This is a genomic window from Nocardia nepalensis, assembly GCF_048910785.1.
GTDB lineage: Bacteria > Actinomycetota > Actinomycetes > Mycobacteriales > Mycobacteriaceae > Nocardia > Nocardia nepalensis.
On sequence record NZ_JBKBET010000028.1, the window covers coordinates 649,567 to 666,856 of the forward strand.

Consider the following 17,290-nt stretch of genomic DNA (forward strand, 5'->3'; position numbering starts at 1 on the left):
GCCGTCGAGTGAGGATCGGCGGCACCGCACCCGGGGGGATAGTCATGGAATCCGCGCACCCACCGCGCCGTCGGCTCATCGTCTACGTCGCCGGTCTTTCCGAACCGCCGCACGCGGCCAAGGACCTGTTCAACAAGCTGCGGCACGAGCCGGGATACGGGCCGGACGATGCCATCTATTGGCAGTTTCCGGACCCGGTCACGCGGCTGAGCCGGGGCAGTCTGGCCGCCCGCTGCCGCGATCTCGCCGATCGCATCGACGCCTACTGGACCGGACCACGCCAGACCTCGGAGATCGTCCTCATCGGGCGCAGCATCGGCGGCGTCATGCTCCGCTACGCCTTCCTGCAGGCCCTGCGCGGTCTCGACGGTCCGCAACTGGCCTGGGCCGATGCGGTCACCCGGATCGTGCTGCTGGCCGCGCCGAACCGCGGCGTCGATCTCAACCGCGCGCCCTGGCCGTTCCGAGTTATGGCGAAGCCGCTGATCCCGCTGCTGCGAATGTTCACCGCACTCGAATTGCTCTGCGGCACACCGTTCATCACCAACCTGCGCATCCAATGGCTGCGCGAGATAGCCGATCTCGGCGGGAAGGCGCCGATCGTCGTGCAGTTGCGCGCCAAGAACGACTGGTCGGTGGACCACGAGGACAGCCGCGACCTGGAATCCCTGCCCACGGGCGTGCAGAAGCTGATGCCCAACGCGACGCACTCCGATATCGCGTGCACCGGACGCACGGTCCGCGAGGATTACACCGGGCAGCGCTACGACATTCTGCGCTGGGCCATCACCGAGGACGTCGGCTCCACCGAACCCAGCCCACTGTCCGAGCACGAGGCGTCCATCAAGTCGGTCGTGTTCGCACTGCACGGAATTCGGTCCGGCAATGGTGCCTGGCCGACCCAACTCGAGACCGAACTGCACGAGCTCGAGAAGGATGTGCTCGTGGTGACGCCGTCGTACGGGCGGCTCTCGGCCTACGACTTCGCACTGCCGTTCACCCGGCGTCGCAATCTGCGCTGGTTCGCCGATCAATACAGCTACTACTTGGCGCGGCATCCCGACATTCCGTTCCACTTCGTCGGGCACAGCAACGGCACCTACCTGTTCGGGCAATCGCTGAAGCAGATTCCGGCGCTGGAATTCCACAATGTCTTCCTGGCTGGCAGTGTGCTGCCCCGCGAATTCGACTGGGTGCGGTGCGCCGACAACGGGCAGATCCGCTCGCTGGTCAATGTGTGCGCGAGCGCCGATAAGCCGGTCGCCTGGCTGTGCAGCGCGCTGCGCGGGCTCGGCATGCGCGATGTAGGTGTCGGCGGATTCACCGGATTCGACTCGGTTCCGCCCGGCACGCTGCAGGTGCGCTACATCAAGGGCGGGCACGGCGCGGCCCTGGCGAACAAGCGGCTGCCCGGTGTCGTCGGCTACGTCCGCGACGGCGAGCCGCCTTGCGAAGCCGAGCACACCGGCCCCACCGAGTTCTTCGAGCTGATGTCACGTTCCGCGCCCATCACGACCTGGCTCGCGGGTGGGGCGCTACTCGGCCTGGGCTGGCTCGCCGTCGCCACGCTCGGCCCACTGGTCGGTCTCGGTGTGCTCGGCGGACTGCTCGCGGCGACCTATGCCGCACTGAAGGTCGCTTGATATGCGGAATGTGCGATGCGGTTCGAACTGCGGCAGCAGCGCTTTGGTCGACGTCATGATCACACGAACGGCCTCGACTGTGGCAATGGCGGTTTCGTTGACCCAGCACCTGCCACACAGCGGTGACTAGCAGTTTCGATGCCGCTATTGCGCTGCGGAAGAGGCGGTTTCGTGGACCGAGCGCCACAGATAGCCGTGGTCGGCGATGATCAGTATCGCGGTTACCAAGCGGCGGGTGCGTGTGTCGCCCAGCAGGTTCTCGGCCGTGAAGCGGACGGTGACGACGGTGCCGCTGTGGACGAGTTCGTCGATATCGGTGATCTCGATATCCAGCCCTGGCTGGGTATTGCGCGCCGACCACACCCCAGCCAACAGCGTGTCGCGATCCACGACCTGCCCAACCGTGGTCACCGCGGAGAACTGCTCATCCAATGCGTTCGCGAACCGATCGAACACCTTCGGCGGAGCATCCGAACCCATCCACTCGGCGAGGTCCGAGTGCAGCGCGCCGATCACGTTTGGTAGATGGGGATGTCCAGGCATAACAGCAATCTCGGTCTCAACAGGCCCAGTCGACCCTGCCGAAGATCATATCCAGCACCCCCGAGCCCTGGTCACCTCGGCGTCGACTATCGCGAGCTTCCAATGCGGCGCGCTCGCGCGCCGCATTCCTGGACCGAGCCGCCTCCGACTCCGCCCGAACTCGCGCTTGCTGGACGTCGATCATCGCTGGCGTGGCACTGCTGTTGGGCCCCAAGATCCCCCGCAATCTACTGCGACAGACCGTCCTCACTCCCCGCCGGATTAGCCTGTTCACCAGTGTCAACTCCGGTCCGAACGTGGCTCACGCACACATTCCGTGATCCGCGGCCGCTGCGTTCCGTCCGAGATGCGCTACTGGACAAGTGATCACGTGGAACTAGGGGCGGAGGCTTCTCGGCCGATGCCGCCACCAGTTCCACCTGATCGGCCGACCAACCCGCGGAAGCGAGTCGCGGTGAGCGAGGGGGCGATCCTGCGGGGCGAATCACGAGGTTCCGGTTGAGCGTAGTCGAATGGTGGCCGTCCAGGCGGTATCCGACCGCCGTATGACTACGCTCGGCGAGCGGCTGGAGTGGGCAGGGCGGCCGTCTATTTGGATGGGGTACTAGCCGCCACATGTACAACGGCGAAGCGGTATTTCAGGTCTCTTCGTGCGTTAAGAATCTCGCCAGCGTCCGCCAAGGCCATGGCCTGACACTTTCGTGCAACGGCCGAAGAGACCGACGGCTCCAACCCAGTGCGAGAGGTTGTCCCATGTCGATTCTGCGATTCACCGTCGTCGTGCTGCTCGCGGGAGTGGTGGCCGGGTGCTCGGGTCATGCCGATCGTGCCAGCGAATCCGCAACGAACGACCGCGTCGTCGACGGCGACACGTTGTGCGGGATGGTTTCGCAAGGCGACATGGAGGCCGCCATGGGCCTGAAGATCAAAGCCGTCGAGGCGAGGACCTATGACAAGGTTGCGCCGTTGGCCGCCTGCTCCTATTCGGCCGCATTCGATCTCACTTCCTCCGAATTGCCCGAGCACATCAACACCCGGTGGAACAAGCTTTACAACACGGATGTCGCAAGGGAATTCGATCGGGACTTCCGCGAGGAAGACGGTAGAGCTGTCGATTACCGCCGCGTCGAAAACCTCGGTGAGGCAGCGGCCTTCGGTCACGTCCCCTTCCTCAGCCACGATGTCAAGCTTGTGGTCGTCGGTATGGTGCGCGGCCTGCGCAGCGTCATCGAGATACAGGCACCGGAACGAATGACCACCGAGCAGTTGGCACCGCTCGCCCGAAAGATGCTGGACAGCCATGCGTAGTAGCCAGCGGACAGCGCCGAGTGACGCCTGATCCGATTCAACGGATAGGCACCACAACACCGCCCAACCGTCGAAGTCATCAGCCGAGGTAGTGCGAGACGACTCGGCCGTCGACAAACCTGATCACCCTCGTTCCGGCCGCGGTGGCCGGTCTGCCGAGTTCTCGAAGCAGGGCGATAAGAACGTCCATGGCCGCGTTCCAGTGGGCACCAGGGTCATCAGGGGGAACCCCACGCCTGTGTCGCCATAATGGATCAGGATTCCGAAGGCATTGGTGCCCAAAACTTGCACTATTTGTATGGAAGTCACCGTGTCGGCGTTCACGAAGTGGCCCGATCTGGTCTCGATGTACGTTCTGGCCGAACCGATTCCGTGCTCCACCGATCGATGGTGGCACACTGAGCAGCCGGTAGGGGCACGTCGATCAACGTTGGCAGCGACCGTGGTCAACTGAGATGCTCGAAGAAATATTTCTAATGCATCCGAGATCTCGGTGATCGGATCAGGTTGCGGTTCAGCTTGTTTCGGCGGCGAGGCCGGTGAGACGGGTGAGCGCGGCGAAGCCGTCGTCGGTGCCGGGCCAATGCTTGCGGACCGGTTCGAGCCCGGCGTGACGCACAACGCTGCGCAGCACAGCGGTGACGATAATGGCGTCGTCGGCGTAACCGATGACCGGCACCACGTCGGGGATCAGATCGACAGGTGAGGCGAGATAGACCAGCAGCAACCACAACCGCATCCGCACTCCCCGCGGCAGCGTGCGATCGGCGGCGAGGCGGCGGATCAGCCGCAAGATATCGGGCAGGATCCGCACGGCTTCGCGCAGCAGGCCGCCGCGCGGACGCGCGATCACCAGGGTCGCGACGAGAGCCAGCCATATCACCAGCAGCGCGGCGCCCAAGCCGAGCGCTAGGCCGACCAGCCAGTCGGTCATCGCTGCTCCACCGCCCGCGACCGTCGAATGGGTTCCGCGGCAACCGCATTCGGGGTGTCGTCGGCGAAGGCGGCCTCCTCGAACGCGGCCAAAGCGGCCGCAGCCTCCTCGACCTCGGCGCGAGCCGCCTGGCCGCCCGGCGCGGTGAAGTAGTCGCGGGCTTCGATCTTGGCAAGCCAGGACCGGAACCGAGTCAGGTCGGCCTCGGACTCCTCGACGTCGGCGTAGGTGGCATTCCCGGCCGCTAGTTCCCGGTCGAGTTCGGCCCGCAGTTCGGGCAACCGTTCCAGCAGTTCGGTGTATTCGAGGTCCCGGGCATCGTTGAACTCGCCGATCACCGCCAGCTCCTCCGCCGGATCGGTGAACGCCATCGACAACACCCGCGCCGAACCGCCCTGCTCACGCACCCGCGCGGCCAGCCGCCGCACCTCGCGCTGGACGGGCGGGCGGTCCGGCAGCAGACATACTGACTGCTGCAAATACAACGCCCCGAGCGACTTCAACTTGCGCCAGACCTGAACCCGCAGCGAGTTGGCCGAATTCGCCGTGGCGACGCTGACCAGCAACCAGCCAGCGGCATCGGTTTCATTCGTCACATCACTATGTTACGAGCTTTACATTCAGCTGGTCCAGAAGTTCCGTGCCGCCTTGACCTCCCAATTCACACACCGCCACAACCCAACCGCTCGTGCGGAACTGTGCACCATAGAACGCTTCGCCGACTGCCTTCACCGCTGGTTTCCCGAAACGAGCCCACAGCCATAGTGACCGTCAGGCGTCACCCGAGTCGTCCTCTATCATCGGCTCCGCCCACACGGCCGGAGCGAACTCCCAGCCCCAGGCGGCCGACTCGGATTCGCCCGTCGCCACGCCGATAGCGGTGGCGATCGCGTGCTGTCCAGGTGCTGAATAGAGAACTCGCCTGCGGACCCTCGGCGAAAAGTTGACGCGGTACTTCAACCCCTCGACGTCCACGACTCCACACTCATCGCCGGGCCCGTCCGCTGAACTCGACTCGACCGAGACGAGCCAGCCCTCTTTGCGCGCCTTCCAGATCCACACCTCGAAGGCACGTTGCTTGTTGTCCCCCCTCGATACGGCGGCGATGATCTGGATGGGGTCTGTCCGGTCGTCCACCTCGATCACTTTAGGGTGGAGCCGACCACTGCCCCTGACCGGTCGCCGTCAACGAGCGAGCCCGCGCATCCGCTCGTCGGCACTACCGCCCAAGACGCAGGAAGCCTTGCCCGGCAAGCGATCAGGGCGCAGCGGTTGCCGCGCGGCGCGACGCCGCGGCCGAGTCGCAGGGAACACGGCCGGCGGCCCGGCGAAGGACAACCGCGGGCGCCGATACCCATCTGCTGATAGTCGCTGCCCAATTGCGGTTTGCCCCAGCTCATTACGGGCAGGCGCTGTCCCTGACAACAGTCGGCGACTCGCCCTGGTTCATGCTCCACAAGCCCATCGCCGACGCCCTTGCGGGGACTCCGCGCGTTCCTCGCCCTAGCGGTGACGCGGTAGCGGAATCAAGGTTCTGTACGCGGCTGGCACGTTCGCCGCATTCAGCCGAGGAGAACGTGCTCCGCGGCCAAGAAATACGACGACCGCGGCAGGTCGATGAAGTTCGTCTCGTCCTGTGCGAGCCGGAGGTTGGCCTGCGCTCCTTCGGGTGAGGTCATCGAGTTCTGCAGCACCTCGCGCGACGGGAACCAGACCTCGACGAGCCCGTCATAAGCCTGCCCGACCTGGCCGCGCGACGTAGCGAGCAGAAGACCCAAGTCGACACTGTCCGTGTGGCTTTGGACGTAGCGGTACGCCCCGAGCTGCTGTACGAGCTGCGTGGCGAGTGGCCCATGCTGGTACAGCCAGTAGTGGTAGAAATCCTCGGGCGACAGGTCCGGCCGACGCCGCAGCGCGGCCACCATCTTGACGGCGGCACCCGGCGGCTCCGCAGCCGCCGGCTGAGCCCGCAACGCCGCAATGGCGCCGATCCCCGCAGCAGTCGCGCCGGCCGCGCCGACGAGGAAGCCGCGTCGCGAACTCGCCGCCATCGTGACGGTGTCGGGGTGTTCGGGTTTGTTCATGTCTGTCACTTGGTCCCTCGGGTGTCATTTCCGTATTGGTGACGAAATCATCAGATATGATCAAGAGTGATGTCAAGCACTTCTGATGAATCCATCAATTCCTGTCGCAAGCTCTCGGCCTCGCACTCCATGCGACGGGGGCTCGCGATCTGCGGACCTACACCTTCGTGCCGTTCACGAAATTCGTTCACCCGGGCGTCAACCACGACCATGCCGACCGCCGTTACCACGGCGCGCTCACCATCGGCGCGGGACAGCCGCGAGCACCTGCTCGAGATGCTGGCCGCGCCGACGGTCTCGGCAGCACTCGACGACCCGTCGCGTGTGCGCACGCCTACACGATCGACCGCACGATCATGGTGATACGAAACGGCCGCATCGCCGCGGCCGACCAGCGCTCGCTATGGCGCGCTCGTAACGCCCTGCGGCACTTCGGATTCGGCATCGTGTGCGAGTCGGCGTTCGAGTTCGGCACCTTCGATATCGAGATCGGGGACGTAGCGAGCGAACCAGCGCGGGTGATACCACATGCGATTGCCGACCAGAGCCATGACAGCGGGCACCAAGGTCAACCGGACGATAAAGGCGTCCAGGAGGACACCGACGGCGAGGGTGAAGGCTAGCGGCTTGACGATCGGATTGTCGACGGTGGTGAAGGCGACGAAGACCCCGAACATGATCAGCGCCGCGGCGGTCACCACCCGGGCCGAGTGGGCCACGCCGTTCTGCACCGAGGCGACGGCATCGGCGGTACGGGTGTGCTCCTCCTTGATCCGGGAGACGACGAAGATCTGATAGTCGCTGGACAGACCGAAGATGATGGCCAGCGTGATGATCGGCAGGAAGCTCAGCGTCTGCGCCTTGGTGACATGGAAAAGGCTTGCGCCCCAGCCCCATTGGAATACCGCCACCTGCGTGCCGAGGGATGCGAAGACCGACAGGATGAATCCGACGATCGACGACAGCGGTACCAGGATGGTCCGGAACGCGATGGTCAGCAAGACCATTGCCAGGCCGACGACGACCACGAGGAAGACCGGCAGCGCCTCGGCCAGCCGCTTGGAAGTGTCGATATTGGCGGCGGTGGTGCCACCGACGAGATATGTTGCCCCCGTGCCGTTTTCGATAACGTTGCGATCATCGCGCAGCCGGTTCACCAGATCGTTGGTAGCGCTGTCGGTGGGGCCGGTCTTGGGGATCACCTGAATCAGCACGAGCCCGTTCCCCGAGGCGGCTGGCTGGACGACGGCGACATCGGGTTCCTGCCGTAGCCGACCCATCAGCGTCTGCGCCGCGTCCGCCGCGGTGGCGTGCGACAGGTCGGCCACCACCAGTAGCGGCCCGTTGAATCCGGCTCCGAACGACCGGCTCACCAGATCGTAGGCCTTGCGCGCGGTGCTCGATTCCGATTGCGTTGCGCCGCTGGGCAGTCCGAGATCCATCCGCGCGGCCGGAATGGCCAATACGACGAGCACGGCGATGCCGAGCACCAGTAGCGGGATGCGGAACCGGGTGACGAATCGTCCCCAGGCGTGTCCGCAGGTGCGTTCGGGTTCGTAGGCGGCGATGCGCGCCACCTCCTCGGCCTTGCCCGGATGCAACGGCGGGGAAATGAATTTGGCGACCAGATCACCCGCGAATCCCAGCAGCGCGGGCAGCAGCGTGAGGGCGACGAGCATGGCCACCAGCACCGCGACCGCCGCGGTCAGTCCCATGATCGTGAGGAAGGGAATACCCGCGACCGTCAGTCCGCAGAGCGCAATGATCACTGTCACCGCCGCGAACACCACCGAACTGCCCGCAGTGCCGACCGCCAGTGGAATCGATTCCGCCGCAGTCATTCCCAATACGATCTGGTGCCGATGCCGGGACAGGATGAACAGCGCGTAGTCGATGCCGCAGGACAGACCCAGCATCAACGCCAGTGACGTCGCCGCGGACGGCACATCGACGAAGGCGGCGATACCCAGGATCCCGGTGAGCCCGATACCGACACCGATCAGCGCGGTGACAATCGGCAGGCCCGCGGCGACCACGGCGCCAAAGGTGATCAGCAGTATGACAAACGCCGCGATGATGCCGAGCGTCTCTGGAGTGTGCGGGATTTCGGCTGTGAAACCGGGGTACACCGCACCGGCGAACTCCACCTCGACACCCGCCTCGCGCGCAGGCGCCGCGACGCGATTCACCGCGTCGAGGGTGCTCTGCTCGACCTCCCCGGCCGACACCGAGAACTGCACACTGCCCAGCGCGACTCGCTGATCCGGTGAAACCGCCTGCGCCTGGAACGGATCCACGACCGCCGCGACCTGCGACAGCCCCTTCAAGCCGGACATCACCTGCTCGATATGGCCGTTCACCTGCTGGTCGGTCACCTTGGCCATGCCGGGCGTAGCGAACACGACCTGCATCTGCGCGCCGCTATAGGCGGGCAGCCGGTCCCGTAGCAACGACACAGCATCCTGCGATTCGGTGCCGGGGACGGTGAAGTTGTCGTTGGTCTTCCCGCCGGTGCCGGCGGCGAAAGCGATCGCGCCCGCCAAGAGCACAATCCACGCCACCAGTATCCACCAGCGACGACGTGCTACGAACTGCCCCAGAGCGAACAGGTATCGAGACATGCGGGTCCTCTCACCGAGACACCATCAGCGGATCAACGACATCAGTCGCGCATAACTCCGATACGATAGCACGCAAACTGACGATATCCTCATAACCGCCTCAAGCATCAGCTAACTCGGCGCCACGCCCAGCTCGCGCGTGTCCGACGAATACTCGGCGCGAACCGCGGGAGCGACACACACAGGGCCGATAGGCCCCGGCAGCTCCGCACAGTGCCATCCGGCCGACCCAGGAAATGCCGGGACTCCAGCCCGATATGACGCCGCGTCGAATTCGTTGACCGAAGACACGGGAGAGCTCCCGCACTACACCTCGATCCGAACCGCAGCCGGACTCCGGTCTTGCTCGGAGACAACCCGCACCATATTGTGATGAATCCATCATTTACGATGGATATATCAGTCCGTCGGCAGTTCGGCGGGGTTGGGAAAGGTGGACGGCCGGTGGGCCACTACAAGAGCAATGTGCGCGACCTCGAGTTCAACCTGTTCGAGGTACTGGGCCTGGACGCGATCCTGGCGTCCGGCGAGTACGGCGATCTCGATGGCGAGACCGCGCGGTCGATGCTGGCCGAGGCCGCCCGGCTGGCGGAAGGGCCGGTGGCGGCGACCTACGCTGAAGCCGATCGCACTCCCCCGGTCTTCGACCCGGGCACACATTCCGTGCGGCTGCCCGAGTCGTTCAAACGATCGGTGCGCGCCTGGTACGACGCCGACTGGTGGCGGGTGGGCAAACCGGACTCGATCGGCGGTGTCCCGGCTCCACGAATGCTGACCTGGGCGATCAGCGAATTCCTGCTGGGAGCCCAACCCGCGGCCTGGATGTATCTCACCGGTCCCAGCATGGCAGCGCATGTCCACCGCTCCGGCACCGAACTCCAGCGGAATTGGGCTGCGCTTGCCGTGCAACGCAATTGGGGTGCCAGCATGGTGCTCACCGAACCGGACGCCGGGTCCGACGTCGGCGCGGCGCGCACACGAGCGATTCCGCAACCCGACGGAACCTGGCACATCGAGGGCGTGAAACGGTTCATCACGTCGGCCGAGTCGGATGATCTGTTCGAGAACATCGTGCACCAGGTCCTGGCCCGACCAGTGGACGCCGGTCCGGGGACCAAGGGGCTGAGCCTGTTCCTGGTGCCGAAGTATCACTTCGACCCGGAGACCGGTGTCCCCGGCGAGCGGAACGGGGTGTTTGTCACCAACCTCGAGCACAAGATGGGCCTGAAGGCCTCTGCCACATGCGAACTGACCTTCGGCGGCCACGGCAGACCCGCCGTCGGATACCTGCTCGGCGAGGTGCACGAGGGCATCGCGCAAATGTTCCATGTCATCGAAGAAGCGCGAATGATGGTGGGCACCAAGGCGATTGCCACCTTGTCCAGCGGCTACCTCAATGCCCTCGACTACGCCAAAACGCGAGTCCAGGGCGCGGACCTCACTCGAATGGCCGACAAGGCCGCACCAAAGGTCACCATTACACACCACCCCGACGTTCGCCGCTCACTGATGCTGCAGAAGGCGTACGCGGAGGGCCTGCGTGCGGTCTACCTGTACACCGCCGTCCACCAGGATGCCGGTGCCGCCCAGCAGGTTTCCGGTATCGATGCCGAACTGGCACACCGCGTCAACGACTTGCTGCTGCCGATCGTCAAGGGCGTCGGCTCCGAGCGGGCCTACCAGTACCTGACCGAATCCTTGCAGACCTTCGGCGGCTCCGGCTTCCTGCAGGACTACCCGATCGAGCAGTACATCCGCGACGCCAAGATCGACTCGCTCTACGAGGGCACCACCGCCATCCAGGCGCAGGACTTCTTCTTCCGCAAGATCGCGCGCGACCGCGGCGTCGCCTTGGCCCACCTCGCCGGGAAGATCCGCGAAACAGTTGAGTCCGATGCCGATTCCGGAGGGCTCGAGGAGGAGAAGCTCCTGCTCGGCACCGCTCTCGACGACGTGCAGGACATGGTGGCCAACCTCACCCGGCACCTGCTCGCCGCCCAAGCAGAGCCCACCGAGCTGTACAAGATCGGCCTGGTATCGGTGCGCTTCCTGCTCGCATTCGGCGATCTGATGATCGCATGGCGACTTATCGTTTCCGCTGAAACAGCCCTCACCGCAATCGATTACAGCCCCACTGACCAGGACCGAGCCTTCTACCAGGGCAAGATCACCGCCGCATCCTACTTCGCGAGGACAGTCCTACCGAGACTCGGCACCGACCGGACCCTGATCTCCGATATCGACGCCACCATCATGGAACTCGACGAAGCGGCGTTCTAGCGCGACGCCTCGCACCTGGAATACCCGCGACGATCTGCGATGGATCCATTCGGCGTCAACGGATGACGTGTCGTCACGGGTTGGTAGGCACTGCGTCGTACCGGCACCAGCTGTCACGGCGATCGCGGCGGGGGCTCAGCGTCGGGACCCGAGTCCGTCGAGCACGATGCGCAGGTTTCGGGTCCACTGGTCCGGTGCGGCTTGCAGGCCGATGGTGCGCGGCTGCGTCGCGATTCCCGCGAGCGCGAAAGCGACGTCGCACCATGTGATGTCGTCGCGCATGGCCCCCGCCTGCTGTGCGCGGTCGACGAGGCGGCGCAGACTGTCCCCGAGTTCGGTGATGGTGTCGCCGAGATCGCAGGATCCCGCACCGCCCAAAGCGTCATTGACGCCGCAGCTTTCGGCACGCAGCCGGACGTAGACGGTGGCGAACTCGGTGAACCCCTGCCACGGATCCGGATCGGCGAGGGCGCGGTCGGCGGCAGCCCTGGCCTCGTCGAGGACCTCCTCTAGCACGGCCTCCAGCAGCGTGTCGAGGGAGCGGACGCGGCGGTAGAAGGTCCCCTTGCCGACACCGGCGCGCTGCGCGATCTCTCGAGCTGTGACGGTCACACCGGTGTCGGCGATCGCCGCGCGGGCGGCCGTGATGAGGCGTTCGAGGTTGCGGCGGGCGTCGGCTCGCGGGGTGCCGGACGCCTCGGACAACAGCCGGTCGACAACGCTCATGCAGGGAACCTTAGCAAAGTGGACCCAGACGGTCCGTTTATCTATGCTGCATAACCGGACCCGACGGGTCCGCTTACGAAAGGCGGTGTAGATGTCGGACAGGATTCGCGTAGGCGTCATAGGTGCGAGCCCGGAGCGGGGATGGGCTGCGCGGGCGCATATCCCGGCATTGCAGACATTGCCGGAATTCCAGCTCACCGCCGTGGGAACCACTCGGCGCGAGAGCGCCGAGCAAGCCGCGCGGTTATTCGGGGCCACATATGCGTTCAGCGATGCGCGGCGGTTGGTCGAGCATCCCGAGGTCGATCTGGTGGTGATCACGGTGAAGGTGCCGGCGCACGCGGAGTTGATCAGGATGGCGAACGCGGCGGGCAAGCATGTCTACTCGGAGTGGCCACTGACTCGGACGACCACCGATGCCGAGGAGTTGGTGCGGCTGTCGGTGAATTCGGACCGGCATCACGTTGTCGGGCTGCAGGCGCGGTTCTCGCCTGCCGTCGAGCACGCGCGCAGGCTCCTCGCGGAAGGCTATGTGGGGGAGGTGGTTTCGGCCACGGTGTACTCGGCGCGGGGAAAGGGAGCGGGTGGGCGGATTCCGGAGTGGGCGGCCTACACCCTCGATATCAGCAATGGCGCGGGCCTGTTGGAGGTCGCCGGTGGGCACACGCTCGACCCGCTCGAGTATCTGCTGGGCGATATCGCCGAGCTCTCCGCTGATCTCGCAATTCGCAATCCGCACAACATCATCGCGGAAACGCAGGAGCGCGTTCACGTCACCAGCCCTGATCACCTGCTGCTGAGCGGTGTAGCGGAAGGCGGTGCGGTGATCTCGGCGCATGTGCACGACGCGAAACTCACCGACGGTCGAACGCGCATCGAAATCTCTGGCACCGAAGGCGATCTCGCCGTTGTCTCCGAGGGGCCGTCCGGTCCGGGTGGAATTCAGATGAGCGATCTACGGCTGCTCGGCTCACGTGGTCCAGGGAATACTTGGCAGGACCTCACCGAACCGTGCGCGCAGTTCGCGGTGGACCTGCCCACGGAATCCCGCAATGTCGCTGCGCTCTACTCGCGACTGGCGGCGGATCTGCGTACCGGCGAGCGGACAGTCCCGAGTTTCGAAACCGGCCTGCGCATGCACCGTCTGCTCGACGCCATCCGCAGATCCGCCGAAACCGGAACGCGGGTCCAGACCGGCAGCAACCCGCTTCCCCGTTGACGCTGACGACACGCGCTCATCGGCAGAAGCCGGTGTACGGCGTGCGGGCCAGATGCACTGTCGGACAACCGGTCAGCAGCGTCCAGCCGAACGAATGCCACGCGGACAACGGGATGTTCGCTGGACCCCGCGACAAATTGGGCTGGGCCGGAAACTGTACAGCCGAAACCACATTCGGGCCGTTACTCACGGCCGGATGGCATGGACTGCCCAGAAGGCGTGGCGGCCCTGGACGTGGCGCTCGACACGCAGTTCGGTGAAGTGAGCCGTGCGGCATTGGTCGGCGAAGGACCGTGCCTGGGCGTCGGTCCAACCGTGGCTGGCCAAACCGCTGGCGTCGGCGCGCACGTCTCGCTCGACGGTCATGAACCGACCGCCGGGAACCAGTACGCGCCGAACCTCAGCAAGTCCGGTTGCGACGTCGGGCCAGTGATGGACCGTCGCAACGGCCCACGCTACCGTGGCCGTGCCGTCGGGCACCGGCAGATTCTCCGCGGTTCCCCGCACCCAACGAATCGTCCTCCCGCGAACGAAGATTCGGGCCAGCCGCAACATCGCCGATGACGGATCGACCCCGGTGACCCGAGCGCCGCGGCGCGCGGCCGCCCCGACCGCGCCGCCGGGGCCGCACCCGATGTCGACGACGCGGTCGGCCTCCGTCACCGAGGTCAGCTCGACCACCATGCGGGCGCGCCGGCGACCGGCGACGAGCATGACGAGCCCCATCGCCGACCCGATCGGTCCGGCAAAGCCGCGGTGGTGGGCGTGGTGATTGACTGCTGGAGCGAGTGGCGCGTTCATCGAGCATCCTTCTCGAAAGTGGTGGTCTCGCGGACAGCTTGCCGGTTCAAGTCGACTCGAGGTCAAATGGCGGTATGGACCTGATTCCGATCGGTCAGGCCGCGGCCAAACTGGGCATGACCACCTCAGCGCTGCGTTACTACGACGAGCGCGGTTTGGTGAGTCCCAGCGCACGCAGCGGCGGGAAGCGGATGTACGGCTCGGACCAGCTGCGTCGGTTGGCCTTCATCAAACTCGCTCAGAGCCTGGACCTGCCCCTTGATACCGCCGCCGCCGTTCTCGACGCGCCCGGTCCCGAGTGGCGCGATCTGCTCGACCGACAGATCGCCGAGCTCGACCGAATCATCGCCTTGGCCCGAACCGCCCAAACCTTTCTGGCCCAGGCCCGGGAATGCCCCACCGATCACCCCGCCCGGGAATGCCCCACGATGATCACCGCCCTCGATCAACTAATCGCAGGAACTCCGGTCACGCACCTTACCGGCGAAAACCGTTAGTAACCGCCGCCCCTACCCGAGCGAGTTGTGGTGTGGGACAGCCGATCAACAGCGACCGACCGAGCGCTTCCAGCGGCATGTGCGGCCGACGGCGGCCGGGCGAATGGGCGGGTCAGGACGCGACGGGGAGGTCGAGGCTGGCCAGTAGGTCGATTACGCGGCTGTTGAGGTCGTCGCGGATCGGTCGCACGTCGGCCACCGGCAGCCCGGCCGGGTCGTCCACGATCCAGTCTTCGTACCGGATGCCGGGCACCAACGGGCACACATCGCCGCACCCCATGGTGACGATGATGTCGGCGGCCAGGATGATCTCGTCGGTCCAGGTCTTGGGGAACTCGTGGGAGATGTCGATGCCCACCTCGGCCATGGCCGCGACCGCCGCCGGATTCAGTGCGCCGCTCGGCTCCGCCCCGCCGGACCAGCCCAGCGCCCGCCCCTGCGCGTACTGCTCGAAGAAGCCCAACGCCATCTGCGAGCGCCCGGCATTGAACGTGCAAAGGAACAGCACCACCGGGATCGCGTGCTCGATGCGGCCTTCCACTTTGGCCCGAGCGTGCAGCCGCTGTCGAGCGAAACGCTCGGCCAGCACAGGCAGATACAGGTCCAGCGACGCCCGCGCCCCGATCTCCTGGTAGGAGTCGTGTAGGAAGTGGTGAATCGTGTTGGCATCGAACAAGATCGCGAATTCGCGGTGCAGCCGCCGCTCGGCATGGGCGAGCGCCGTGGCGTGCACGTTATCGAGGAGTCGGTAGGCCGGGGTGATCTCGGCGTATCCGGCCCGGTTCGTCCGCTCGGGCGTATGCACGTTAGTCAGGGTGACACCGTCGTTCCTGCGCGGCAACCGAACTCGGGATGAACCGAATCGAACCCGCAGACCACAACCAGGCATACCACCGAGGACATCACCCGGTACGGCGCATGTCACGAAAACAGTTAGCGCAGCGAATATTTACCGATATCGCAGCGGACGACCCACCCAACTATCCTGCGCCGCAGCGGCTCTCGCCGGCTACAGCGCGGCCCGTGTGGTCAGTGCGGTAGGGGGCCTGCGATGCCGACCGACCGCGCCGCGGCATCGTCGCCACGATCCGTGCGGTCGCGCCGAGATGCATTGGCGGACATGGTTGTTCTTCTATTCTTCGGCGGCGGTCCGCAGGTCGGCCAGCCAGGCTTCCAGACCGGCGCCGAGGAAATGGGTGGAGGTCGGTACATCCGCTTCGACCTGCGCTCCGTACCAGTTCTCCTCGGTGCGCACGAGGACGCCGCCGTCCATCGGAGTGAAGGTCCAGACATGGGTGCCGCCATCGATGCGCATCCCGTCACCGATCGCCGGGCCGCTCCAGCGGATGCACCGGGCGGGTTGCAGCTGCTGGACGGTGGAGGTGATGGTCAGGGTGGTCGCGGGGGTGGTGGCGGTGGCGGGGGCGGGAGTGGTCCACCGGAACTGCGAACCAGCCTGTAGCGGCCCTGAATCCAGGCGCTGCATGCTGGTGACGGGCTGCTGCCAGGACGGCCAGCGTTCCACGTCGGTCTGCAGGTTCCAGACCGTGTCCAGTGGCGCCTTGATCAGAGCCTCGGTCCGGTAGTGAATCGGCGCGGCGGGATCGATGCCCTTGCCGTCGCAGGTCAGCGGTGCCGCGTCCGTGGGTCCGTCGGCGAGGGCCGGCGTGACGGTGGCGCCCAGGATTGCGGCGGTCAGCGCGATCCCGATCACGGCGGCCCGCCCGCGGGTGGTGCCGGTCTCGGCTTGCACCTTCGGTGTGCTGAAGGGGCGATTGTCGTTCATGGTTCTTCTCCTCGTTGACGCGATTAGTTAGCACATCTTCCGTTAGTTAGAACATATAACCCACGCGTCGTAAGACGCAAGAGCAAAAGTGATAACCTCTAACCGGAATCGGCGGCGGTGTACTGCCGGAAGGAGTCGTCCATGACGGAACCCGGTGCGAAGAGCCCGCGGGAACGCTATCGAGCGCAGATGCGGGCGGAGATCAAGCAGTGCGCCTGGGAGCAGATCGCTACCGCGGGTGCGTCCGCACTGTCGCTCAATGCGATCGCCAAACAGGTGGGTGTGAGCGGCCCCGCCCTGTACCGGTATTTCGCCAGCCGTGACGAGTTGATCACCGAACTCATTCGCGACGCCTACCGCAGCCTCGCCGACACCATGCGCGCGGCTCGAGACGCCGGCGCCGACGTGGCGGGTCTGGCCTACGCCCTACGGGAATGGGCCTTGGCCGACCCCCAGCGATACTTCCTCATCTACGGCACACCCATCCCCGGCTACTACGCCCCCGCCGACACCACCGAGATCTCGAACGAAATCATGACGATGCTGATCGAGGCATTCTCCGCGCTGTCCCCGGACAAGCCGACAACCCCGTTCGATGCCCACCTCGAACACCATCGCCGATGGGCCGCAGACCAGTCGCTCCCAGCCACAACCCTCCACCACGCCATATCCTTCTGGACCCGACTCCATGGCGTGCTCTCACTCGAACTCGCCGGCCACTTCACCGGAATGGAGTTCGACCCGGCCCTACTGTTCGCCGACGAGCTGAACACCCTCGGGACTCACTGACCACGACACCTCGATCGTCTTGATCGAACAGGGCGATGACCATCGAGTGCTGCCCCATG

At 65.5% G+C, this 17,290-nt stretch carries 17 protein-coding genes; 6 read left to right on the top strand and 11 right to left on the bottom strand.

The window, feature by feature from the left end; translation table 11 throughout:
- Positions 1-44 precede the first annotated feature (44 nt).
- Entirely contained in the window at positions 45-1,643 is a 1,599-nt protein-coding gene (locus ACHQ4I_RS23755; protein ID WP_420774002.1) for an esterase/lipase family protein, read from the top strand.
- A gap of 144 nt (positions 1,644-1,787) precedes the next feature.
- Here ACHQ4I_RS23755 and ACHQ4I_RS23760 read toward each other — a convergent pair whose 3' ends face one another.
- Positions 1,788-2,186, bottom strand: a complete 399-nt coding sequence (locus ACHQ4I_RS23760) for a hypothetical protein (protein WP_420774003.1) — start codon at positions 2,184-2,186, stop codon at positions 1,788-1,790.
- Between the two features lie 753 nt (positions 2,187-2,939).
- Between ACHQ4I_RS23760 and ACHQ4I_RS23765 the strand changes: the two genes are divergently transcribed.
- Positions 2,940-3,494, top strand: coding sequence for a hypothetical protein (locus tag ACHQ4I_RS23765; RefSeq protein WP_420774004.1), 555 nt, complete (start codon positions 2,940-2,942; stop codon positions 3,492-3,494).
- A gap of 514 nt (positions 3,495-4,008) precedes the next feature.
- On the opposite strand, the gene ACHQ4I_RS23770 is transcribed toward ACHQ4I_RS23765, so the two are convergent.
- The 6 genes from ACHQ4I_RS23770 to ACHQ4I_RS23795 form a co-directional block, all read right to left on the bottom strand.
- Positions 4,009-4,428, bottom strand: coding sequence for a YkvA family protein (locus ACHQ4I_RS23770; protein WP_420774005.1), 420 nt, complete (start codon positions 4,426-4,428; stop codon positions 4,009-4,011).
- Positions 4,425-5,024, bottom strand: a complete 600-nt coding sequence (locus tag ACHQ4I_RS23775) for a Chromate resistance protein ChrB (protein ID WP_420774006.1) — start codon at positions 5,022-5,024, stop codon at positions 4,425-4,427. The genes ACHQ4I_RS23770 and ACHQ4I_RS23775 overlap by 4 nt, the downstream gene beginning before the upstream one ends.
- Positions 5,025-5,199: 175 nt before the next feature.
- A complete protein-coding gene (locus ACHQ4I_RS23780; protein WP_420774007.1) occupies positions 5,200-5,565 on the bottom strand; it encodes a hypothetical protein in 366 nt (121 codons plus the stop codon).
- Positions 5,566-5,990: 425 nt separating this feature from the next.
- On the bottom strand, positions 5,991-6,512 hold the full coding sequence (locus ACHQ4I_RS23785; protein WP_420774008.1) for an EthD domain-containing protein: 522 nt from the start codon (positions 6,510-6,512) through the stop codon (positions 5,991-5,993).
- Between the two features lie 50 nt (positions 6,513-6,562).
- A complete protein-coding gene (locus tag ACHQ4I_RS23790) occupies positions 6,563-6,844 on the bottom strand; it encodes a hypothetical protein (RefSeq protein WP_420774009.1) in 282 nt (93 codons plus the stop codon).
- Positions 6,845-6,913: 69 nt separating this feature from the next.
- Positions 6,914-9,133: an MMPL family transporter gene (locus ACHQ4I_RS23795; protein WP_420774010.1), complete on the bottom strand. Its 2,220-nt coding sequence runs from the start codon at positions 9,131-9,133 to the stop codon at positions 6,914-6,916.
- A gap of 444 nt (positions 9,134-9,577) precedes the next feature.
- Between ACHQ4I_RS23795 and ACHQ4I_RS23800 the strand changes: the two genes are divergently transcribed.
- On the top strand, positions 9,578-11,413 hold the full coding sequence (locus ACHQ4I_RS23800) for an acyl-CoA dehydrogenase (RefSeq protein ID WP_420774011.1): 1,836 nt from the start codon (positions 9,578-9,580) through the stop codon (positions 11,411-11,413).
- A 135-nt stretch (positions 11,414-11,548) separates the two neighbouring features.
- On the opposite strand, the gene ACHQ4I_RS23805 is transcribed toward ACHQ4I_RS23800, so the two are convergent.
- Positions 11,549-12,139, bottom strand: a complete 591-nt coding sequence (locus tag ACHQ4I_RS23805; protein WP_420774012.1) for a TetR/AcrR family transcriptional regulator — start codon at positions 12,137-12,139, stop codon at positions 11,549-11,551.
- A gap of 91 nt (positions 12,140-12,230) precedes the next feature.
- Here ACHQ4I_RS23805 and ACHQ4I_RS23810 point away from each other — a divergent pair, with 91 nt between their 5' ends.
- Positions 12,231-13,358, top strand: a complete 1,128-nt coding sequence (locus tag ACHQ4I_RS23810; RefSeq protein WP_420774013.1) for a Gfo/Idh/MocA family protein — start codon at positions 12,231-12,233, stop codon at positions 13,356-13,358.
- A 186-nt stretch (positions 13,359-13,544) separates the two neighbouring features.
- Here ACHQ4I_RS23810 and ACHQ4I_RS23815 read toward each other — a convergent pair whose 3' ends face one another.
- On the bottom strand, positions 13,545-14,159 hold the full coding sequence (locus ACHQ4I_RS23815) for a class I SAM-dependent methyltransferase (RefSeq protein ID WP_420774014.1): 615 nt from the start codon (positions 14,157-14,159) through the stop codon (positions 13,545-13,547).
- 74 nt (positions 14,160-14,233) lie between these two features.
- On the opposite strand from ACHQ4I_RS23815, the gene ACHQ4I_RS23820 reads away from it, so the two are divergent.
- Positions 14,234-14,656, top strand: a complete 423-nt coding sequence (locus ACHQ4I_RS23820) for a MerR family transcriptional regulator (protein ID WP_420774015.1) — start codon at positions 14,234-14,236, stop codon at positions 14,654-14,656.
- Positions 14,657-14,768: 112 nt separating this feature from the next.
- Here ACHQ4I_RS23820 and ACHQ4I_RS23825 read toward each other — a convergent pair whose 3' ends face one another.
- Together ACHQ4I_RS23825 and ACHQ4I_RS23830 are read right to left on the bottom strand one after the other, a co-directional pair.
- Positions 14,769-15,419 carry an arsenate reductase ArsC gene (locus ACHQ4I_RS23825; RefSeq protein WP_420774191.1) on the bottom strand — a complete coding sequence of 217 codons (651 nt, stop codon included), beginning with the start codon at positions 15,417-15,419 and terminating at the stop codon, positions 14,769-14,771.
- A 369-nt stretch (positions 15,420-15,788) separates the two neighbouring features.
- Positions 15,789-16,442 carry an SRPBCC family protein gene (locus ACHQ4I_RS23830; RefSeq protein WP_420774016.1) on the bottom strand — a complete coding sequence of 218 codons (654 nt, stop codon included), beginning with the start codon at positions 16,440-16,442 and terminating at the stop codon, positions 15,789-15,791.
- Positions 16,443-16,583: 141 nt separating this feature from the next.
- Between ACHQ4I_RS23830 and ACHQ4I_RS23835 the strand changes: the two genes are divergently transcribed.
- Positions 16,584-17,231: a TetR/AcrR family transcriptional regulator gene (locus ACHQ4I_RS23835; RefSeq protein ID WP_420774017.1), complete on the top strand. Its 648-nt coding sequence runs from the start codon at positions 16,584-16,586 to the stop codon at positions 17,229-17,231.
- Positions 17,232-17,290: the final 59 nt, after the last annotated feature.

Bases quoted from the DNA above. Each gene is read 5' to 3' on its own strand.
- ACHQ4I_RS23810 (WP_420774013.1), top strand. From the start codon at position 12,231: ATGTCGGACAGGATTCGCGTAGGCGTCATAGGTGCGAGCCCGGAGCGG.
- ACHQ4I_RS23785 (WP_420774008.1), bottom strand. From the start codon at position 6,512: ATGAACAAACCCGAACACCCCGACACCGTCACGATGGCGGCGAGTTCG.
- ACHQ4I_RS23795 (WP_420774010.1), bottom strand. From the start codon at position 9,133: ATGTCTCGATACCTGTTCGCTCTGGGGCAGTTCGTAGCACGTCGTCGC.
- ACHQ4I_RS23770 (WP_420774005.1), bottom strand. From the start codon at position 4,428: ATGACCGACTGGCTGGTCGGCCTAGCGCTCGGCTTGGGCGCCGCGCTG.
- ACHQ4I_RS23835 (WP_420774017.1), top strand. From the start codon at position 16,584: ATGACGGAACCCGGTGCGAAGAGCCCGCGGGAACGCTATCGAGCGCAG.
- ACHQ4I_RS23815 (WP_420774014.1), bottom strand. From the start codon at position 14,159: ATGAACGCGCCACTCGCTCCAGCAGTCAATCACCACGCCCACCACCGC.
- ACHQ4I_RS23755 (WP_420774002.1), top strand. From the start codon at position 45: ATGGAATCCGCGCACCCACCGCGCCGTCGGCTCATCGTCTACGTCGCC.
- ACHQ4I_RS23830 (WP_420774016.1), bottom strand. From the start codon at position 16,442: ATGAACGACAATCGCCCCTTCAGCACACCGAAGGTGCAAGCCGAGACC.
- ACHQ4I_RS23760 (WP_420774003.1), bottom strand. From the start codon at position 2,186: ATGCCTGGACATCCCCATCTACCAAACGTGATCGGCGCGCTGCACTCG.
- ACHQ4I_RS23765 (WP_420774004.1), top strand. From the start codon at position 2,940: ATGTCGATTCTGCGATTCACCGTCGTCGTGCTGCTCGCGGGAGTGGTG.
- ACHQ4I_RS23820 (WP_420774015.1), top strand. From the start codon at position 14,234: ATGGACCTGATTCCGATCGGTCAGGCCGCGGCCAAACTGGGCATGACC.
- ACHQ4I_RS23805 (WP_420774012.1), bottom strand. From the start codon at position 12,139: ATGAGCGTTGTCGACCGGCTGTTGTCCGAGGCGTCCGGCACCCCGCGA.